This is a genomic window from uncultured Massilia sp. (assembly GCF_913773735.1).
In the GTDB taxonomy this organism is placed as follows: Bacteria; Pseudomonadota; Gammaproteobacteria; order Burkholderiales; family Burkholderiaceae_D; genus Telluria.
The window spans coordinates 207,065-224,344 of record NZ_CAJYEB010000037.1; the positions used below are offsets into that span (position 1 = coordinate 207,065).

The window sequence follows — 17,280 nt, forward strand, 5'->3', positions numbered from 1 at the left end:
CCCATCTGCGTGGCAGGCGGACGCCCGCGGCCCGGCAGGACGGTCCGGGGCGCCGCCGCCGGAACCGCACGGCCATGTCCGATTTCCGGTAAACTCGCCATTTACGCCAGCCATCACGACAGTTCCAGGAATCGCCATGCAAGACAACGCCACCATGCCCGCCAGCCTCGTCGACTACGTCACCTCGTGCACCCTGCCGACCCCGTGGGCGCAGTTCACCCTGCACGCCTTCGTCGAGCATGCGACGGGCAAGGAGCACCTGGCCATGACCCTGGGCGACCTGTCGACCGGCGCGCCGCCGCTGGCGCGCATCCATTCGGAATGCCTGACGGGCGACGTGATGTTCTCGCAACGCTGCGACTGCGGCGCCCAGCTCGAGACGGCGCTGCAGCGCATCGCCGAGGAAGGCCGCGGCATCCTGTTGTACCTGCGCCAGGAGGGCCGCGGCATCGGCCTGGTCAACAAGATCCGCGCCTACCGCCTGCAGGAAGCCGGCGCCGACACGGTCGAGGCCAACCTGCAGCTCGGCTTCCAGGCCGACGCCCGCAGCTACGAACTGGTGCTGCCGATGCTGGAGCAGTTCGGCATCGAATCGGTGCGCCTGATGACCAACAACCCGCGCAAGATCGCCGCGCTGGGCAAGTTCGGCATCCGCGTCGCCGAGCGCGTGCCCCTGCTGGTCAACCGCAATGCCTTCAACAACAGTTACCTGAACACCAAGGAAGCCAAGCTGGGTCACATGATGACGCCGGCGGTGCCCACCGAAGCGACGCCGGTCGGCGAAGCGTAACGCCCGCCGCGGGCGAATCTGGCAGGATGGCTCCCATCTCCTGCCAGCACGAGGGATGGCATGCGCCCCGCCCTGTCCACGTTTGCGTTCGTCCTCGGTCTGGCCGCCCTCGCGGCCCCGGCGGCCGACGCCCCCTCCGCCCAGTCCGGCGAACCCGCCGCGCGGCCATCCGCGCAGGCACTGGTGACCCCGCCGGCCACGCCGCCCGCCACCACCCCGCCCGCGCCCGGCCCCGGCGAGACCGAGGGGCCGGCCGTGCTGCCGGCGCCGTCCTCGTCGGCCCAGCGACTGTATGCGGCCGCGCGCGGCGACCTGCTGCAGATCCGCATGCTGCTGCGCAACGGGCGCAGCCAGTCCAGCGTCGGCTCCGGCTTCCTGGTCTCCACCTCGGACCTGGTGCTGACCAACTACCACGTGGTGTCGCAGATGGCGCTCGATCCCGACGTCTACGTGGGCGAATACGTCGACGCCGACGGCCGTAGCGGCCCCGTCGAGCTGCTGGCCGTGGACGTGCTGCACGACCTGGCCGTGGTGCGCGTCGGCCGCAAGGGCAGCGGGGTCTTCGAGGTGCCGGCGCATCCGGTGGCGCTGGCCCAGGGCCAGTACCTGTACTCGCTCGGCAATCCGCTCGACCTGGGCTTCGCCATTTCCGAGGGATCGTACAACGGCGTCGTGCGGCGCAGCTTCTACGAGCAGCTGGTGTTCACCGGCCCGATCAACGCCGGCATGAGCGGCGGCCCGAGCGTGACGGCGTCCGGCATGGTGGCCGGCATCAACGTCGCCAAGCGCCGCGACGGCGAGCTGGTCAGCTTCCTCGTGCCGGTCGGGTATGCGCAGGACCTGCTGCGCAAGGTGGCCGCGCAGGCCCGTCCGCCGCGCGACTTCAATCCGCTGATCGGCCAGCAGCTGCTGGCGCACCAGCGCGAGATGGTCGACCGCCTGCTGGACGCGCCGCTGGCGATCGAGAGCATGGGGCCGTACCGCGTGCCGGTGCGCGAATCGCAGCAGTTGCGCTGCTGGGGACGCTCGAACTTCCGCGCCGAGGCCGCGTACACGCTCGACAGCGTCAGCTGCGCGATGGAGGCGGCGATCTACGTCTCGGACAGCCAGCAGACCGGCCACGTGTCGATGACCCACCAGTACCTGCGCTCGGCCAGCCTGCATCCGTTGCAGTTCGCCCTGCTGGCCAGCGAGCGCTTCCGCGTGGACCGCCTGGGCGCCAGCCGCGACACCCGCCTGACGCGCCCCTCCTGCACCGAATCCTTCGTGCACACGGCCACGCTGCCGCTGCGCGCCGTCGTCTGCGTGCGCGCCTACCGCAAGTTCGCCGGCCTGTACAACTTCACGCTGCTCACGGCCAGCACCGACGACGCCCGCGCCAGCCTGCAGAGCCGCCTCGACCTGGCCGGCGTGTCGTATGCCAACGGCGTGCGCGCCACGCGCGCCTTCCTGGCAGCGCTCGGGCGCGCGCACCGGCCGGCCGCGCCGCCATGACGGACGCCGCCGGGATGGACGGCCCCTGGTTCGTCGAACTGCTGGCCCGCAACGGCGACGTGCTGCAGCGCCAGCGCGTCGACGCCCTGCCGCTGCGCATCGGGCGCGGCTACGACAACGACCTGGTCCTCGACGACGACTACGCGGCCGCCCGCCACGCCGTGCTCGAACGCGACGACGCCGGCCGCCTGGTGCTGCGCGACCTGGGCAGCCGCAACGGCATCGTCGTCGCGGGCCGGCGCCGCCAGCACGTGGCGTTGTCCGGCGACACCGTCGCGCGCATCGGCCACACGGCGCTGCGCGTGCGCGCGGCCGGCTTCCCGGTACCGCCCGAGCTGCCCGACCGCACGCTGCACGCCTGGGAAGGCGCGCTGCCGGGAGCGGCCGGCATCGCCCTGGCGGCGGCGCTCGCGCTGCTGGCCGGCTGGCTCGGCGACACCCAGTACGACGCGGCCGCGCGCTACGTGGCGGCGCTGGCCCGGGGCGTCGGCGCGGCCCTGCTGTGGAGCGGCGCCTGGGCCTTCGCCAACCGCCTGTTCGGCCGCCACGCGCGGCTCGGACGCCACCTGTTCATCTGCGGCTGCGGCCTGGCGGCGCTGGCCGGCTACGCGCTGCTGGCCGGCACCCTCGGTTACGCGTTCTCGTTCGAGGGCTTCACCCGCCATGCCTCGCACGTGGCGACGCTGCTGGTGGCCGGCACGGTCTACTTCCACCTGTGTACGATCCTGCCGCGCGCGCGCCTGCGCCACCGCCTGCTGTGCGCCGGCCTGGCGCTGCTCGGCTCCGGCCTGATCCTGGTCGCCAACGTGCAGCGTAGCGGGCGCCTGGCCGACGAACTGTACATGTCGGTGCTGCTGCCGCCCGGCGTGCGCCTGAGCCGCGACCGCGGCGTCGACGAATTCATGCGCGACGTCGAGGCCATGCAGGCGCCGCTGCGGCGCGCGCGCGGGCAGGACGACGAGGACTAGGACGAGGACGAGGGCCAGGATCAGCGGCGGCCGGACGCGCCGGGGCCGCGGTCCTTGCCGGCGCTCCCGCCGTCGGGTCACGCCTGGCGCGGCAAGGTCACGACGAAGGTGCTGCCCTTGCCGTGCCCCGCGCTGTGCGCGTCCACCCTGCCGCCATGGCGTTCGACGAGCTGGCGGACCAGCGCCAGCCCCAGTCCCAGCCCGCCTTCGGCGCGGTCCGGCGCGCGCGCGCCCTGGGCGAACGCGTCGAAGACCGTCGGCAGCAGCTCGGGGCCGATGCCGATGCCGTCGTCGCGCACGCGGATCTCGACCGCGTCGCCGGCGTAGCGCAGCGCGACGTCGATCGCGCCGCCCGCAGGCGTGAACTTGGCGGCGTTGGCGAGCAGGTTCGCGACGACCTGCACGAGCCGCCGGTGGTCGCCCGCCACGTAGGCCGGCCCGTCCGGCAGGTCGGCGGTCAGGCGCTGGCGCCGCTGCGCCGCCTGCGGCGCCGACTGTTCCAGCGCGTCGCGCACCACGGCCAGCACGTCGACCGGCGCCATCTCCAGCACCAGCTGCCCGCGCCGCACGCGCGCCAGGTCGAGCAGGTCGTCGACGAGGTGCGTCATGTGCGTCACCTGGCGTCCGATGATGTCGCTGGTGCGGCGCAGCTGGACGGGGTCGCACTGTCCGCGCCGCAGCAGTTCGGCGGCGGCGCGCACCGGCGCCAGCGGATTGCGCAGTTCGTGCGCCAGCAGCGCCATGAAGTCGTCCTTGTTGGCGTCGGCCGCGCGCAGCGCCGCCAGCGTCGACTGGCGCAGCGCCTCGATCCGCTGCAGCATCAGGGCGACGTGCCAGCTCACCGCCGTGAACAACGCGATCGTGCCCCAGATCAGGCAGGCGATGACGGTCCCGGTATCCGCGACGTCCAGGCGCAGGGCCAGCACCGCCAGCGCGCCCAGCAGCAGCGGCATCGCCAGCACCGCCGCCAGCAGGCGGCGCACGGCCCGGATGCTCGGGTCCGCGCCGGTGACGGCCGACATGATGCCTTGCGCCGGCCGCAGCGCCAGCGCGCCCAGCGCGACCAGCGCGATGCACAGCGTCGTCGGGATCGACGTCCCCCTGCCGGGCAATACCTCGTACAGCAGCGTATCGTGAAAGACGTAGCCCGCCATGACCAGCAGGGCCAGCAGCAGCATGCCCAGCGCGATCCACTGCCCTTGCGCGACGAAGGCGGCATGGCCCAGGCACAGCAGGCAGGCCGCCCCCGCCAGGAAGGCCAGCGCGGTGAGCTGCGCCGACAGGCCGACCGTGGCCGCCAGCGGCGCGGGCATGGCGCCGGCCAGGCGCAGGCCCAGCGCCGCCGCGGCAAGCGCCGCCAGCAGGATGGCCGGCAGCCGGCCGGCCGCGCCGTGGGCCTGGCGCAGGATGGCGGCCGCCGCGAGTACGACCATCATGCCCGTCATCGGCACCATGGGCTGGAACCCCGGGACCGCCGTCGCCAGCGATTCGATGTGGACGAACCAGCCGAAGGCGCTGAGGCCGGCGATGAGGACGCAGGCGCGCGCGCAGGCAAGGGCGACGATGGCGTGGGGTTTGTCGATGCAGGACCTCGCTGGAAATATCCCGAGTCTACCGCCGCGCGGCGCCGGACGGCGCGCGCTTCCGGGCGCCGCGGCACGCCGGCGTCGGCGTCAGCCGGCGCGCACGCCGGCCAGCACGGACTGCAGCACGCCCAGGTCGAGCGGCTTGACGAGATGGTGGTCGAAGCCCGCCGCCGCCGAGCGCCGGCGGTCCTGCTCCTGCCCGTAGCCGGTGACCGCCACCAGCGTGAGCCGCGCGCCGCCGGGCGCGGCGCGCAGCCGGCGCGCCAGTGCGTTGCCGTCCATGCCGGGCAGTCCGATGTCGAGCAGGCAGGCGTCCGGCGCGAACGCGGCCGCGCGCGCCAGCGCCGCCTGCGGATCGTGCTCGACCGCGACCGCGTGGCCGTCCGCTTCCAGCAACAGGGCCAGCATCGTGGCCGCATCGACGTTGTCGTCCACGACCAGCACGCGCAGGGGGCCCGTGCCCGTGCCCGCCGCCGCATCCTGCGCGTCGGCGCCGCCGTCGTCCGCCTCCGATGGCGCGCGCGGCAGGCGCACGGTGAAGGTGCTGCCCCGGCCCGGCCCGTCGCTGCGGCAGCACACGGTGCCGCCGTGCAGCTCGACCAGGCTGCGCACCAGCGCCAGCCCGAGTCCGAGGCCGCCCATCGCGCGGTCGGACGTGCGCTCGCCCTGGGAAAACAGGTCGAAGGCGCGCGCCACCAGGGCGGGCGCCATGCCGATGCCGTCGTCGGCCACGGCGATCTCGATCTCGTGCGCGTGCACGGCGGTGCGCAGCACGATGTGTCCGCCCTCGTCGGTGTACTTGGCGGCATTGGTCAGCAGGTTGGTGAGCACCTGCACCAGCCGCTTCTTGTCGCCGACGACCAGCGCCGGCCCGGGGGCCTGCAGCACGGCCAGGTCGTGGCGGCGCGCCTGCACCAGCGGCGCCACCTGCTCGACGGCGTCGCCCACGATCCGGCCCACGTCGAGGCGCGCGCAGTCCAGCTCCACCAGGCCGCGGGTGACGCGCGAGACGTCCAGCAGGTCGTCGATCAGGTGCGTCATGTGCTCGACCTGGCGCCCGATGATGCGGCTGGTGCTGCGCAGACGCTCCGGGTCGAGGCGGCCGATCTGCAACAACTGCGCGGCGGCGCCGATCGGCGCCAGCGGGTTGCGCAGCTCGTGGGCCAGCATCGCCAGGAACTCGTCCTTGCGGCGGTCGGCCTCGCGCAGTCGTTCGGCCAGCTTGCGGTCGCCGATGTCGAGCACCACCGCCACCACGCTGCGCGGCGCGGCGCCGGCGTCGACCCGCACCGGCGCGACCGCCGTGCTGGCCCAGGCCGCCGCGCCGTCGTCGCGGCAATAGCGGTTCTCGACCGTGAACGGCGCGCCGTCCGCATCCAGCCGCGCGAGCCGGGCGCGCATGTCGTGCGCGTCGTCCGCGTGCACGAAGTCGAGCAGCGAACGGCCCAGCAGGGCCGCGCGCGCGTGGCCGACGATGCGGCAATAGCGGTCGTTGACGCGCACCAGGCGCCAGTCCATGTCCGCCTCGGCCACGCCGGCGGCGTCCTGCTCGAACAGCGAGGCGACGTGGGCCTGGCTCTCGCGCAGGGCCGCGCGCCCGCGCTCGGCCTCGATTTCCCCCTGCAGCGCCTGTTCGCGCGCCAGCGCCGCGCGGCGCTGGCGCGCCAGCGCGATCGCGCCGTCCACGCGCGCGCGCAGCTCGCGCGCGCTGAACGGCTTGACCATGTAGTCGTCGGCGCCGGCGTCCAGGCCCTCGACGCGCGCCTCCTCGCCGGCGCGCGCCGACAGCAGGATCACGACCACGGCGCGCGTGGCCGGATCGGCGCGCAGCGCCTGCAGCAGGGCGAAGCCGTCCAGCTCCGGCATCATCACGTCGCTCAGCACCAGGTCGGGCAGCGGGCCGGCGCGCACCGCCGCCAGCGCCGCGGCGCCGTTGCCGACGGCCCGCACGCGGTAGCCGGCGTCGGCCAGGATGCGCGTCACGTAGGCGCGCATGTCGGCGTTGTCGTCGGCCAGCAGGATGCTCGCGCCCGCGGCCATGGGCGCCAGCGCGCCGTGCGCGACGGCGTCGTCCTGCCCCACCCAGCCGAGCGCCTCCTCGATCCAGGCGGCGGCGTGCGCGGGCGCCGGCGCGGCGGGCGCGGCGTGGACCTTCTGGTCCGGCAGGTGGGCGTGGCCGAACGGGATCCGCACCGTGAAGACGGTGCCGCGGTCGACGGCGCTGCGCACGGCGATCGTACCGCCGTGCAGCTGCACCAGCTCGCGCACCAGCGACAGGCCGATCCCGGTTCCCTCGACCGAGCGTCCGCGCTGGCCCTCGATGCGGTGGAAGCGGTCGAAGACGCGCGCCAGCTCGTCCTGCGCAATGCCGACCCCGGTGTCCGTGACCGCCACTTCGGCGGCGCCGTCGCGCGCGCGCACGGCGACGCCGATGCGGCCCGCGAGGGTGAACTTGAACGCGTTCGACAGCAGGTTCAGCACGATCTTTTCCCACATCGCCCGGTCGACCCAGACCGGCTCCGGCAGCGGCGGGCAATCGACGTCCAGGCCGAGGCCCGCCTGCGCGCAGGCCGAGCGGAAATTGCTGGCCAGGTCCGCGCACAGGGCCGCCAGGTCGGTCGGCACGAAGCGCGCGTCGTCGCGCCCGGCCTCGATGCGGCTGAAGTCGAGCAGGCTGTTGACCAGCCGCAGCAGGCGCTGGCCATTGCGTTCGACCAGCCGCAGGCGCTCGCGCATGTCGTCGTCGGCCGTCTCCAGCAATTCGGCGAGCGGACCCAGCATCAGCGTCAGCGGGGTGCGCAGTTCGTGGCTGGCGTTCGAGAAGAACACGGTCTTGGCGCGGTCGATCTCGGCCAGCTTTTCCGCGCGGCGCTTTTCCACCGCATAGGCTTCGACGTTCACGAGCGCGGTGGCGATGTGCGCGGCGGCGCGCTCGAACAGGGTCGCGTAGTCGCGGTTCAGGCGCCGCCGCGGACTCAATCCCGCCACCAGGAAGCCGTACGGCGCGTCGCGGCGCGCGCTGAGGATCGGCACCACCAGCGCCTGGTCGACGGGTTCCGGCCAGGGCGTGCCCGGCCGCGGACCGCCGGGGCCGCGCGCCAGGCCGCTCACCGGCACCGGCGCGCCGCTGCGCAGCGCCGCGGCGAACGGCCACGGCCCGCCTTCCAGCGCGGCCTGCGGCGGCGCCAGGGCGGCGCCGGCGTCGCCACCCTGGCCCGCCAGCGCCAGCGTCCCGCTGGCGGCATCGAACAACCATGCCTGCGCGAACGGCGCTTCCTCCGGCATCGCGGCCAGCGTGGCGACGGCGACGGCGCAGGCGTCGCGCGCGTCGCGCACGTTCGACGTGTTCTCGGAGACCTGGCGCAGCAGGCGCTCGCGGCGCTCGGCCAGCACGCGGTCGGTGGTTTCGGTCACGGCCGTGAAGATGCCCTCGACCGTGCCGTCCTCGCCGCGCACCGGCGAATAGCTGTAGTAGAAGTAGCACTCCTCGACGTAGCCGTAGCGGTTCAGCGGCAGCAGCTGGTCCGCGGACCAGGTGGCCTCGCCGGTGTCCATCACGTGGTCGAACATCGGGCCGATGATGTCCCAGATTTCCGCCCAGACCTCGATGCCCGGCCGCCCCAGCGCCCACGGGTGCTTGCGTCCCGGCACCGGCGCCCAGGCGTCGTTGTAGATCAGCGCCCGCGTGGCGCCCCAGTACAGCACCATGGGGAAACGCGACCCCAGGCAGATGCTGACGGCGGAGCGCAGCGCCGGCGACCAGGCGTCGATCGGGCCGAACGGCGTGGCCGACCAGTCCTTGGCGCGGATGAGTGCGGCCATTTCGCCGGGAAAGTGCAGGAAAGGATAGCGGGAGGAAAAATCGTCTGCCATGGCGTCGTACGGTGGTTGCTGGGCGCGCTGCCAGTCGACAGCAAAGTCCGGACGAAACGTCGAGACAGCCGGTATTTTGTCATAACTCGTCGCGCCGGCAACCGCGGCGGGCCGCCGCCGCATTGACACCCTGCCGATCATTCGCCATGATCGAGCGATGTCCGCCCTGCGCCGCCACGCCATCCCCATCCTCGCCTGGATCCTGTTCTGGGCGCTGATGACATTGGTGGCCGTGCAGGACTACATCCGCAACGAGCATGGCACGGACTACTGGAAGCCGGTGCTGTGGGAAGGCTCGTCGGCCGTGGTCACCACGCTGCTCGCGCTGGCGCAGCTGCGCTTCTCGCGCGCCGACGACCGCCTGCTCGGCACGCCCCGGCGCTGGTTCGCGCGCCAGGCGCGCTGGCTGCCGCTGTACTGGATCGCGTTCGTGCCGCTGGCCTTCGGCATCCGCCATGGCGTGTACGCGCTGGTCGGCGCGACCTACCACCACGATCCGTTGCCGCGCCTGTTCCTGTACGAGTCGATGAAGATCTCGATCTTCGTCGGCCTGTTCACCGTGATCCGCTTCGGCATCCAGTCCTGGCGCGCGCTGCTCGACGCCAGGCTGCGCGCCGAGCAGGCCAGCGCCCTGCTGGCGCAGGCCCGGCTGGAGCGCCTGGGCCGGCAGATGCAGCCGCACTTCCTGTTCAACGCCCTCAACACGGTGTCCGCGCTGATGCATACCGACGTCGACAAGGCCGACGCCACGCTGGTGCAGCTGGCCGACGTGCTGCGCGCCACGCTCGCGCTGGGCGAGCGCCACCAGGCGCCGCTGGCCGACGAGCTGGCGCTGGCGCGCGGCTATGCCGGGGTGATGGCGGCGCGCTTCGCCGGGCGGGTCGAGCTGTCCTGGCACATCGACGACGCCCTGCTGGCGCGCCCGGTACCGGCCATGAGCCTGCAGCCGCTGCTCGAGAACGTGTTCAAGCACACGGTCGAACGGCGCCGCGGCCCGGTGCGCATCGCGGTGGCCGCGGCGCGCGACGGCGCCGACATCGTGCTCAGCGTGGAAGACGACGCGGGCACGCTGGCGGTCGCGCCCGCGGCCGCCGGCACGCAGCAGGCGGTGGCGGTGGCGGGCCATGCCGGCGGCATCGGCCTGTCCAACCTGCGCGCGCGCCTGCAGGCGCTGTACGGCGAGCGCGCCGGGCTGGCGCTGCGCGATCGTGCCGGCGGCGGCGTGCGCGCCGAGGTGCGGCTGCCATGCGCATCCTGATCGTCGACGACGAGGCGCCCGCGCGCGCCCGGCTGCGGCACCTGCTGGCGCAGCAGGACGGCATCGCGGCCGTCGACGAGGCGTGCGACGGCGTCGACGCGCTGGCGCGCATCGCGGCGTTCCGGCCGGACGCGCTCCTGCTCGACATCGAGATGCCGGAACTGTCCGGCATCGAACTGGCCGCCTCGCTGCCCGAGCCGGCGCCGCTGCTCGTGTTCGTGACGGCCTGGGACCGCTACGCCCTGCAAGCCTTCGACGCGCGCGCCATCGACTACCTGCTCAAGCCCTGCGACGGCGCGCGCCTGGGACGGGCGCTGGCGCGGCTGCGCGAGCGCCTGCGCGAACGCGCGGCGGCGCGCGACGCCGGTGCCGGCACGGCGGCGCGGCCGGACCTGCCGCGGCCGGACCTGCCGCTGCCGGACCTGCCGCTGCGCAAGCTGCTGGTCGGCGAACGCGGCGGCACGCGCATCGTCCCGGTCGCGGACATCGGCTGGATCGAGACCGCCGACAACTACGTCGCGCTGCACACGGCCGCCGGCAGTCCGCTGCTGCGCCAGACGCTGGCCGGCCTGCTCGACCGCCTGGGTCCCGGATTCGTGCGCTGCCACCGGCGCGCGGCCGTGCAGCTGGGCTGGATCGAACGGGTCGTGGCGCGCGACAAGGGCGACGGCGAATTGCTGCTGCGCGGCGGCGCGCGCGTGCCGTGCAGCCGGCAATACCGGGCGCTGGTGCTGGAGCGGCTGCGCGCCACGCAATCCGCTTGACGTCCGAATATGATGGCAATAATATGAGCGTCATCATATTTCATCGGACGCGCCCATGCCCACCGACGCCAGACAACACCGCCGCCACCAGTCGCATGCGCGGATCCTCGATGCCGCCGCGCAGGCGCTGCTGCGCGGCGGGGTGGCCGGGGTCGGCGTGGCCGACGTCATGCGCCAGGCCGGCCTGACCCATGGCGGCTTCTATGCCCATTTCGCCTCGCGCGAGGCGCTGCTGGCCGCAGCGCTCGAGCATGCCGGGCGCCAGGGCATGGAACGCATCCGCGAACGCATGCGCCAGCGCATGGCGGAGGGCGCGACACCGCTGCGCGCCCTGGTGGAGGAATACCTGTCCGACGCGCACGCCTGCGCCGACGGTGCCGGCTGCCCGGTGGCCGCGCTGGCTTCCGACATGACGCGCTGCGCCGACCCGCTGCGCGACGCCTCGGCGCGCAGCGTCCATGCCCTCGTCGCGCTGGCGCGGCAGGCGCTGCCGCCCGGCATGCAGTCCGGCGCCGCCGCCGTCGCGGCCGCGCTCAGCGGCGCGCTGCAGATGGCGCGCGTGCTCGGCCAGGACGGCGGCGGGCCGGCGCTGCTGAGCGACTGCCGCGCCGCCCTGCTCCTGCAATACGAAGGCGCCACGCCCGCATCCTGAAGTCGTTCGCCCGGCCGGCACGGCTGCCGGCCCTGTTTTCACCCCAAAATATGACACCCGTCATATTTTTTAACCCACTTCCGTTTTAAGGAACTGCACCATGAAACTCGAACATGCCGTCGTCTTCGTCACCGGCGCCAACCGCGGCCTGGGCCTGGAATTCGCGCGCCAGGCGCTGGCCCGCGGCGCCCGCAAGGTCTATGCCGGCGCGCGCGATCCCGCCACCGTTACCCTGCCCGGCGTCGTGCCGGTGCGCGTCGACATCACCGACCCGGCCCAGGTGGCGCAGGCGGCCGCCGACTGCGCCGACGTCACGCTGGTGGTCAACAATGCGGGCATCGCGCTGATGGGCGGCAGCCTGCTCGACGCGGCCGGCAACGACGGCCTGCGCCGCATGCTCGACACCAATGTGTTCGGCCTGCTGAACGTCAGCCAGGCCTTCGCGCCGGTGCTGGCCGCGAACGGCGGCGGCGCCCTGCTGAACGTGCTGTCGGTGGCAAGCTGGATCAGCACGCCGGCCCTGGCCGCCTACGCGGCGACCAAGTCGGCGGCCTGGAGCGTCACCAACGGCCTGCGCATCGCGCTGCAGGAGCAGCGCACGCAGGTGCTGGGCCTGCACGTCGGCTTCGTCGATACGGACCTGACCCGTGGCATCGACCTGCCCAAGCTGGCGCCGGCCGAAGTGGTGGACAAGGGGTATGCGGCGCTGGAAGCCGGCGCCAGCGAGGTGCTGGTCGACGAGCTGTCGCGCAACGTCAAGCGCGGCCTGTCGGCCGAGCCCGGTATCTACCTCGACGCCGTGCGCCGCCCCGAGTGAGGGTGGAGGAACGTGCGCGCCGGTGGCGCGCACGCCGGGCGGACATGCCCGCCCGGCCTGGCGCCGGCGCTTACTTGGCGGCGTCCTGGATTTTCTCGCCGGCGCGCTCGATGCCGCGGCCGGTCGCCTCGGTGGCGTTGCGTGCGCCTTCCTTGACGTTGGCGGCGGCTTCGCGCGATTCCTGGCGCACTTCGGCGCCGGCCTGGTCCATCTTTTCGCCGGCACGCTCGGCGGCGGCGTCGATCTTCGCGCCGGCACGGTCGGTGGCGGCATCGATGCGCTCGCCCGCGCGGTCGGCGGCGGCGTTGGCGTTGGCGGCGGCTTCGCGCGATTCGGCCGCGACTTTCGCGCCGGCGTCGTCGACGGCCTTGCCCGCTTCCTGGGCCGGACCCATGCCGTTATTGTTGTTGTCGGCCTTGTGGCAACCCGCCGTCAGGGCGGCGACGGCCAGCAGCATGCCGGCGATGGTGGTCTTGGTCATGGTCTTGGTCATGGTGTGGTGGATGGTGGTGGCGTTCATGATGTTCTCCTTGAAGAATGTTGTAATTTAGATTACACCTTTTTAAAAAAACGCGGCTCACGATTTGCGCGCCACCCGTCACGGCCGGCGCGCCGCGCCGGCCGTGCCCCGCCGTCAGTGCGTCGCCGCGTTGTGCTGCGCCTGCTGGTCGCCCGGTACCGCCGCCGCCCGGCCCGCCTGCATGCGGGTCGCCTCATGGTCTTCGCCATTGCCGGCGCGCTGGAACGGGTCGGCGGCGCGGCGCGGCGCTTCCGGCTCGGTGCGGATGGCGCGCTCGCCGTCCGGGGCGGCGCTGCGCGCGACTTCGTCGGCCACGGCGCGCGCCGTGCGCGTGGTCTGCTGCACGTGCTGCTCGGCGACGCGCGCCAGGTCGACCTGGGCGTCCGCGGCCAGGCGCGACACGTGCTGCTGGTAGGCGCGCAGCCGGTCGGTGGCCGGCTGGGTGCGCGCCGCGGCGGCGCTCAGCAGTTCGTCCTGGCGTTCGGCCGCGAGCATCGTCTGGCCGGCCAGCGCGGTGTCTTCGAGCATGCCCTGCATCAGCTGGATGTTCAGGTCGCACATCTGCTGGAAGGACTTGAACACGGACTTCGACATGTCGTTGAAGAAGGCGGTCTGGGCGTCCAGGTGGGTACGCACGGCCGGCGTCATGGATTGCGGAAACGGGTACATGGTGCCTCGTCGATGGTGGTGGAAACGGTGGATGGGCCGCGGCCCGCGCCGATCGGCCGGGTGCGGAAACGAGCTCACAGCCTAAGGGCGCACGGGGGTCGTCCCTTGATCTGGACTAATCGTGCCGGGTACTGGCGTGATCCTTGCATGGGGTAAAGCACCTGAACTCGTCCGGGAGCCCCCGATGTTTTTGCCTAACGATGTGATTCAGTATGTCGCCCCGGTGCGCACGATCCGGGTGCTGTGGATCGACCGCCAGCGCGCCCTGGCCTATACCTTCGAACTGGGCCTGCCGCACAGCCAGCCGCGCACGGTGGCGCTGGCCGCGCTGGTCGAGGACGTGCAGCAGCAACGCGCGCGCCTGCTGCTGCAGGATCCCTATGCGGCCCCGCCGCCGCCGCCGCTGCTGCCGCAGAAGCACCGCGACCTGCAGGCCCGCGCCTGGGACATCGTCAGCGCGCTGCAGGCCCAGGCGCCGCAGCTCTACCAGCCGCGCGAGCGCGCCCTGATGGTGGCCCGCTGCGCCGAGGAGCACGGCATGTCGCGCCCCAGCGTGCTGCGCTACCTGCGCCGCTTCTGGGAACGCGGCCAGACGATCGACGCCCTGCTGCCCGACTACGGCAACTCGGGCGCGCGCGGCAAGACGCGCGGCGCCAGCGCCGGCGTCAAGCGCGGGCGGCCGCGCAAGTCGGGCGACCATCCTGGCCTGAACGCCGATGCCGACATGCGCGCGACCTTCCGGGCCGCCGTGGCGCGCTATGCCGCAATGCACCAGAAATTTTCCCGGCGCGCCGCCTACCGCCAGATGATCGCCGAGTTCTACCGCGACCACGCGCCCGGCGCCGTCCCCACGTTCGGCCAGTTCAGCTACTGGCTGGACAAGGACGGCCCCCAGCAAGCCCCGTCCAGGCCGGACCAGCGCCCGGCCGCGGCGGTGCACGACGTCATCGCGCTGTAACTTTCCAGTGCGCGCCGGCCCAGGATGGTGCGCTGCCACAAAACACGGTCGGCGCCGGCGTTTGCGTATCGAGATTGCATGGGTTCCACCCGTCATACATGACGGTGGCGCGCCGGAAAAAACAAAGTCCGCCGCCGAAAACAAAGTATGTACGCGGCAGTCGGATGATTCCCATCATCCTGCCACACGGCATGCCCCAAAAAAAACAAACTTTATTTGCATTTTTAGCCTTACTCAAAACTTACAATAGATTTTCTACATAAATACTTTATTTTTCACGAAGATTTAGCCTTTCCACCGCACACTCCCTGGCACACCTATTGCTGAAACACAAAGGAACGAAGAAGGTTCCTGCAATAACCAGCTGAGGTGCGGATGAAACGTTTGACCAGGTCGCTGACGCGACGCGAATTCCTCCACCGTGCCGCCGCAGTCGGCGGTTCGGCCCTGTTACTCAACACCATGAACGCCTGGGGCATGGGCATCGCGTCCCGCGTGTCCGCCCCGCCGCAACTGTCCGGCAGCGGCAAGGGCAAGAAAGTGGTCATCCTCGGGGCCGGGCTGGCCGGCATGACGGCGGCCTACGAACTGTCCAGGCTCGGCTACGGCGTCGAGGTGCTCGAAGCGCGCGGCTTCGCCGGCGGCCGCTGCCAGACGGCGCGCAAGGGCTTCGAACTGCAGGAACTGGGCGGCGACAAGCAGGTCTGCCGCTTCGACGACGGCCACTACATCAACCACGGCCCCTGGCGCATCCCGCTCGACCACCAGTCGACGCTGTACTACACCAAGCAGTTCGACATCCCGCTCGAGGTGATGGTCAACGAGAACGACCATGCCTGGGTCTACATGGAGGATGCCGGCCCGCTGTCGAAGCAGCGCCTGCGCGCCGAGCAGGTCAAGGCGGACATGCGCGGCCACGTGGCCGAGCTGCTGGCCAAGTCGGTGAAGGCGAAGATGCTCGACACCGCGCTGACGCGCGACGACCAGATGCTGCTGCTCGACTACCTGGCGCACGAGGGCGCGCTGGAAAAGACCGACCTCGCCTACCGCGGGCGCAACGGCCGCGGCTGGGCGGTGCCGCCGGGCGCCGGGCTGAATCCGGGCAAGCCGTCCGACCCCCTCGCCTTCGACACGCTGCTCGCGTCCAAGGTCGGCAAGGTCTACAGCGCGGTGCAGGAATTCCCGATGCACGCGACCATGTTCCAGCCGGTGGGCGGCATGGACCGCATCGCCCAGGGTTTCGCCAGGCGCCTGGGCGGGAAGATCCGCTACGGCGCCGAGGTGCAGACGATCCGCCAGTCGCCCGACGGCGTGACGATCGCCGTCAAGGACACGAAGAGCGGCAAGGTGTCCCAGGTCAAGGCCGACTGGTGCATCTGCGCGGTGCCGCTGTCCGTGCTGCGCACCATCGACAGCGATTTCTCGGACGGCTTCAAGGCCGCGATGAAGTCGGTGTCCTATGCCCCGGTCGGCAAGATCGGCCTGCAGATGAAGCGCCGCTTCTGGGAAGAGGACGACCAGATCTATGGCGGCCACGTGATGACCGACATGAAGGGCATCAACACCATCTCGCTGCCCTCGTCCGGCTGGCAGCAGAAGAAGGGCGTGGTGCTCGGCTACTACCACTATGCGCTCGACGCCATCGAGGTCAGCGCGCTCAGCCCGCAGGAGCGCGCGGAATTCGCCGTCGCCGCGGGAGAGAAGATCTTCCCGGCCTACCGCGATTCGTACGAGAACGCGTTCTCGGTGGCCTGGCACCGCGTCCAGTACAACCTGGGCGGCTGGGCCGAATGGGACCAGGCCGGCCGCGAGAAGGCCTATCCGACGCTGCTGGCGGGCGAAGGCCGGATCCTGCTGGCCGGCGAACACCTGAGCTACCTGACCGGCTGGCAGGCCGGCGCCATCGAATCGGCATGGCAGCAGATCGAACAACTCCACAAGAAAGCCAGCGCATGATGTTCCGGCACACCTATCCCCTCGCCTTCATGGCGGCGATCGCCCTGCTGGCCGGCACCGACGCCTTCGCCCAGGCCGCCGACGGCAAGACCCTGTTCGCCAAGAACTGCGCCGCCTGCCACCAGGCCAACGGCAAGGGCATCCCCGGCGCCTTCCCCGCGCTGGCCGGCAACGCCTTCGTGCAGGGCGCGCCGGGCGACGTGGCCACCGTGCTGCTCAAGGGGCGCGGCGGCATGCCCGACTTCTCGGGCAGCCTGAACGACGCCGACATCGCCCAGGTGCTGAGCTACGTGCGCTCCAACTGGGGCAACGGCGCGGCCGCGATCAGCGAGCAGGAAGTCGGCGCCCAGCGCGGCGCGCTCGGCGTCCCCCCGGCCTCGAGCGCCCGCTTCAGCAACAAGCACTGAACGCATACCGCATCCACCGCATCTTCACCACCGAGAGGCTTCATGAAACCACTGCACACCGTCGCCCTGCTGCTGGCCGCCCTTCCTGCCGTCGCCGGCGCCCAGGACATCGTCCGCCACAAGATCCCGAACTCGGATTTCCCGATCGCCCAGGCCGTCACCCTGCCGCCGAACGCCACCATCCACTTCATCAGCGGCCAGGTGCCGCCGGTCGTCGACAAGGGCGCCGATCCGAATTCGCTGGCCGCCTTCGGCGACACGAAGACCCAGACCACGGGCGTGCTCACGCGCATCCAGGACATCCTGAAAGGCATGGGCCTGGCGATGGGCGACGTGGTCAAGATGCAGGTGTTCCTCGTCGGCGACCCGGCCAAGGGCGGCAAGGCCGACGTGGCCGGCTTCATGCAGGGCTACACCCAGTTCTTCGGCGGTCCGCAGCCGAACCTGCCGGCGCGCGCCGTGGTCCAGGTGGCGGCCCTGTCGAACCCCGGCTGGCTGGTCGAGATCGAGGTGGTCGCCGCCAAGAAATAACCGATCCGCCGCGCCCTTGCCGCATCGCCGTCTTCGC

At 72.0% G+C, this 17,280-nt stretch carries 15 protein-coding genes; 11 read left to right on the plus strand and 4 right to left on the minus strand.

The annotated features are described in order from the left end of the window. The first annotated feature begins 136 nt into the window (after positions 1-136). The 3 genes from ribA to QZ749_RS19745 are packed head-to-tail and all read left to right on the plus strand — an operon-like array spanning position 137 to position 3,252. The gene (ribA, locus tag QZ749_RS19735; RefSeq protein ID WP_296950151.1) at positions 137-790 is read left to right on the plus strand and encodes a GTP cyclohydrolase II; all 654 of its coding nucleotides are present in this window, start codon (positions 137-139) and stop codon (positions 788-790) included. Positions 791-850: 60 nt separating this feature from the next. Further along, positions 851-2,284, plus strand: a complete 1,434-nt coding sequence (locus QZ749_RS19740) for a serine protease (protein ID WP_296950154.1) — start codon at positions 851-853, stop codon at positions 2,282-2,284. After that, positions 2,281-3,252: an FHA domain-containing protein gene (locus QZ749_RS19745; protein ID WP_296950159.1), complete on the plus strand. Its 972-nt coding sequence runs from the start codon at positions 2,281-2,283 to the stop codon at positions 3,250-3,252. Before QZ749_RS19740 ends, QZ749_RS19745 begins: the two co-directional genes overlap by 4 nt. 77 nt (positions 3,253-3,329) lie before the next feature. Here QZ749_RS19745 and QZ749_RS19750 read toward each other — a convergent pair whose 3' ends face one another. Continuing rightward, entirely contained in the window at positions 3,330-4,688 is a 1,359-nt protein-coding gene (locus tag QZ749_RS19750; RefSeq protein ID WP_296950162.1) for a sensor histidine kinase KdpD, read from the minus strand. Between the two features lie 237 nt (positions 4,689-4,925). Beyond that, a complete protein-coding gene (locus QZ749_RS19755; RefSeq protein WP_296950172.1) occupies positions 4,926-8,660 on the minus strand; it encodes an ATP-binding protein in 3,735 nt (1,244 codons plus the stop codon). Between the two features lie 208 nt (positions 8,661-8,868). On the opposite strand from QZ749_RS19755, the gene QZ749_RS19760 reads away from it, so the two are divergent. The 4 genes from QZ749_RS19760 (at position 8,869) to QZ749_RS19775 (ending at position 12,202) form a co-directional block, all read left to right on the plus strand. Continuing rightward, the gene (locus QZ749_RS19760) at positions 8,869-9,969 is read left to right on the plus strand and encodes a sensor histidine kinase (protein ID WP_296950175.1); all 1,101 of its coding nucleotides are present in this window, start codon (positions 8,869-8,871) and stop codon (positions 9,967-9,969) included. Next, a complete protein-coding gene (locus QZ749_RS19765) occupies positions 9,957-10,733 on the plus strand; it encodes a LytTR family DNA-binding domain-containing protein (RefSeq protein ID WP_296950178.1) in 777 nt (258 codons plus the stop codon). Before QZ749_RS19760 ends, QZ749_RS19765 begins: the two co-directional genes overlap by 13 nt. A 55-nt stretch (positions 10,734-10,788) precedes the next feature. After that, on the plus strand, positions 10,789-11,385 hold the full coding sequence (locus tag QZ749_RS19770; RefSeq protein ID WP_296950181.1) for a TetR/AcrR family transcriptional regulator: 597 nt from the start codon (positions 10,789-10,791) through the stop codon (positions 11,383-11,385). 100 nt (positions 11,386-11,485) lie between these two features. Next, a complete protein-coding gene (locus tag QZ749_RS19775; RefSeq protein WP_296950183.1) occupies positions 11,486-12,202 on the plus strand; it encodes an SDR family oxidoreductase in 717 nt (238 codons plus the stop codon). A 70-nt stretch (positions 12,203-12,272) separates the two neighbouring features. On the opposite strand, the gene QZ749_RS19780 is transcribed toward QZ749_RS19775, so the two are convergent. Together QZ749_RS19780 and QZ749_RS19785 are read right to left on the minus strand one after the other, a co-directional pair. Next, positions 12,273-12,722 (minus strand): hypothetical protein, encoded by a 450-nt coding sequence (locus QZ749_RS19780; RefSeq protein WP_296950186.1) that lies wholly within the window; start codon positions 12,720-12,722, stop codon positions 12,273-12,275. A 114-nt stretch (positions 12,723-12,836) separates the two neighbouring features. After that, the gene (locus QZ749_RS19785; protein ID WP_296950188.1) at positions 12,837-13,391 is read right to left on the minus strand and encodes a phasin family protein; all 555 of its coding nucleotides are present in this window, start codon (positions 13,389-13,391) and stop codon (positions 12,837-12,839) included. A gap of 202 nt (positions 13,392-13,593) precedes the next feature. On the opposite strand from QZ749_RS19785, the gene QZ749_RS19790 reads away from it, so the two are divergent. The 4 genes from QZ749_RS19790 to QZ749_RS19805 all read left to right on the plus strand — a co-directional run bounded on the left by QZ749_RS19790 (position 13,594) and on the right by QZ749_RS19805 (position 17,243). Beyond that, positions 13,594-14,349: a hypothetical protein gene (locus tag QZ749_RS19790; RefSeq protein WP_296950190.1), complete on the plus strand. Its 756-nt coding sequence runs from the start codon at positions 13,594-13,596 to the stop codon at positions 14,347-14,349. A gap of 375 nt (positions 14,350-14,724) precedes the next feature. Further along, on the plus strand, positions 14,725-16,305 hold the full coding sequence (locus QZ749_RS19795; RefSeq protein WP_296950194.1) for a flavin monoamine oxidase family protein: 1,581 nt from the start codon (positions 14,725-14,727) through the stop codon (positions 16,303-16,305). Continuing rightward, a complete protein-coding gene (locus tag QZ749_RS19800; protein WP_296950197.1) occupies positions 16,302-16,712 on the plus strand; it encodes a cytochrome c in 411 nt (136 codons plus the stop codon). The genes QZ749_RS19795 and QZ749_RS19800 overlap by 4 nt, the downstream gene beginning before the upstream one ends. 42 nt (positions 16,713-16,754) lie before the next feature. Next, entirely contained in the window at positions 16,755-17,243 is a 489-nt protein-coding gene (locus QZ749_RS19805; RefSeq protein WP_296950199.1) for a RidA family protein, read from the plus strand. The last annotated feature ends 37 nt before the right edge of the window (positions 17,244-17,280 follow it).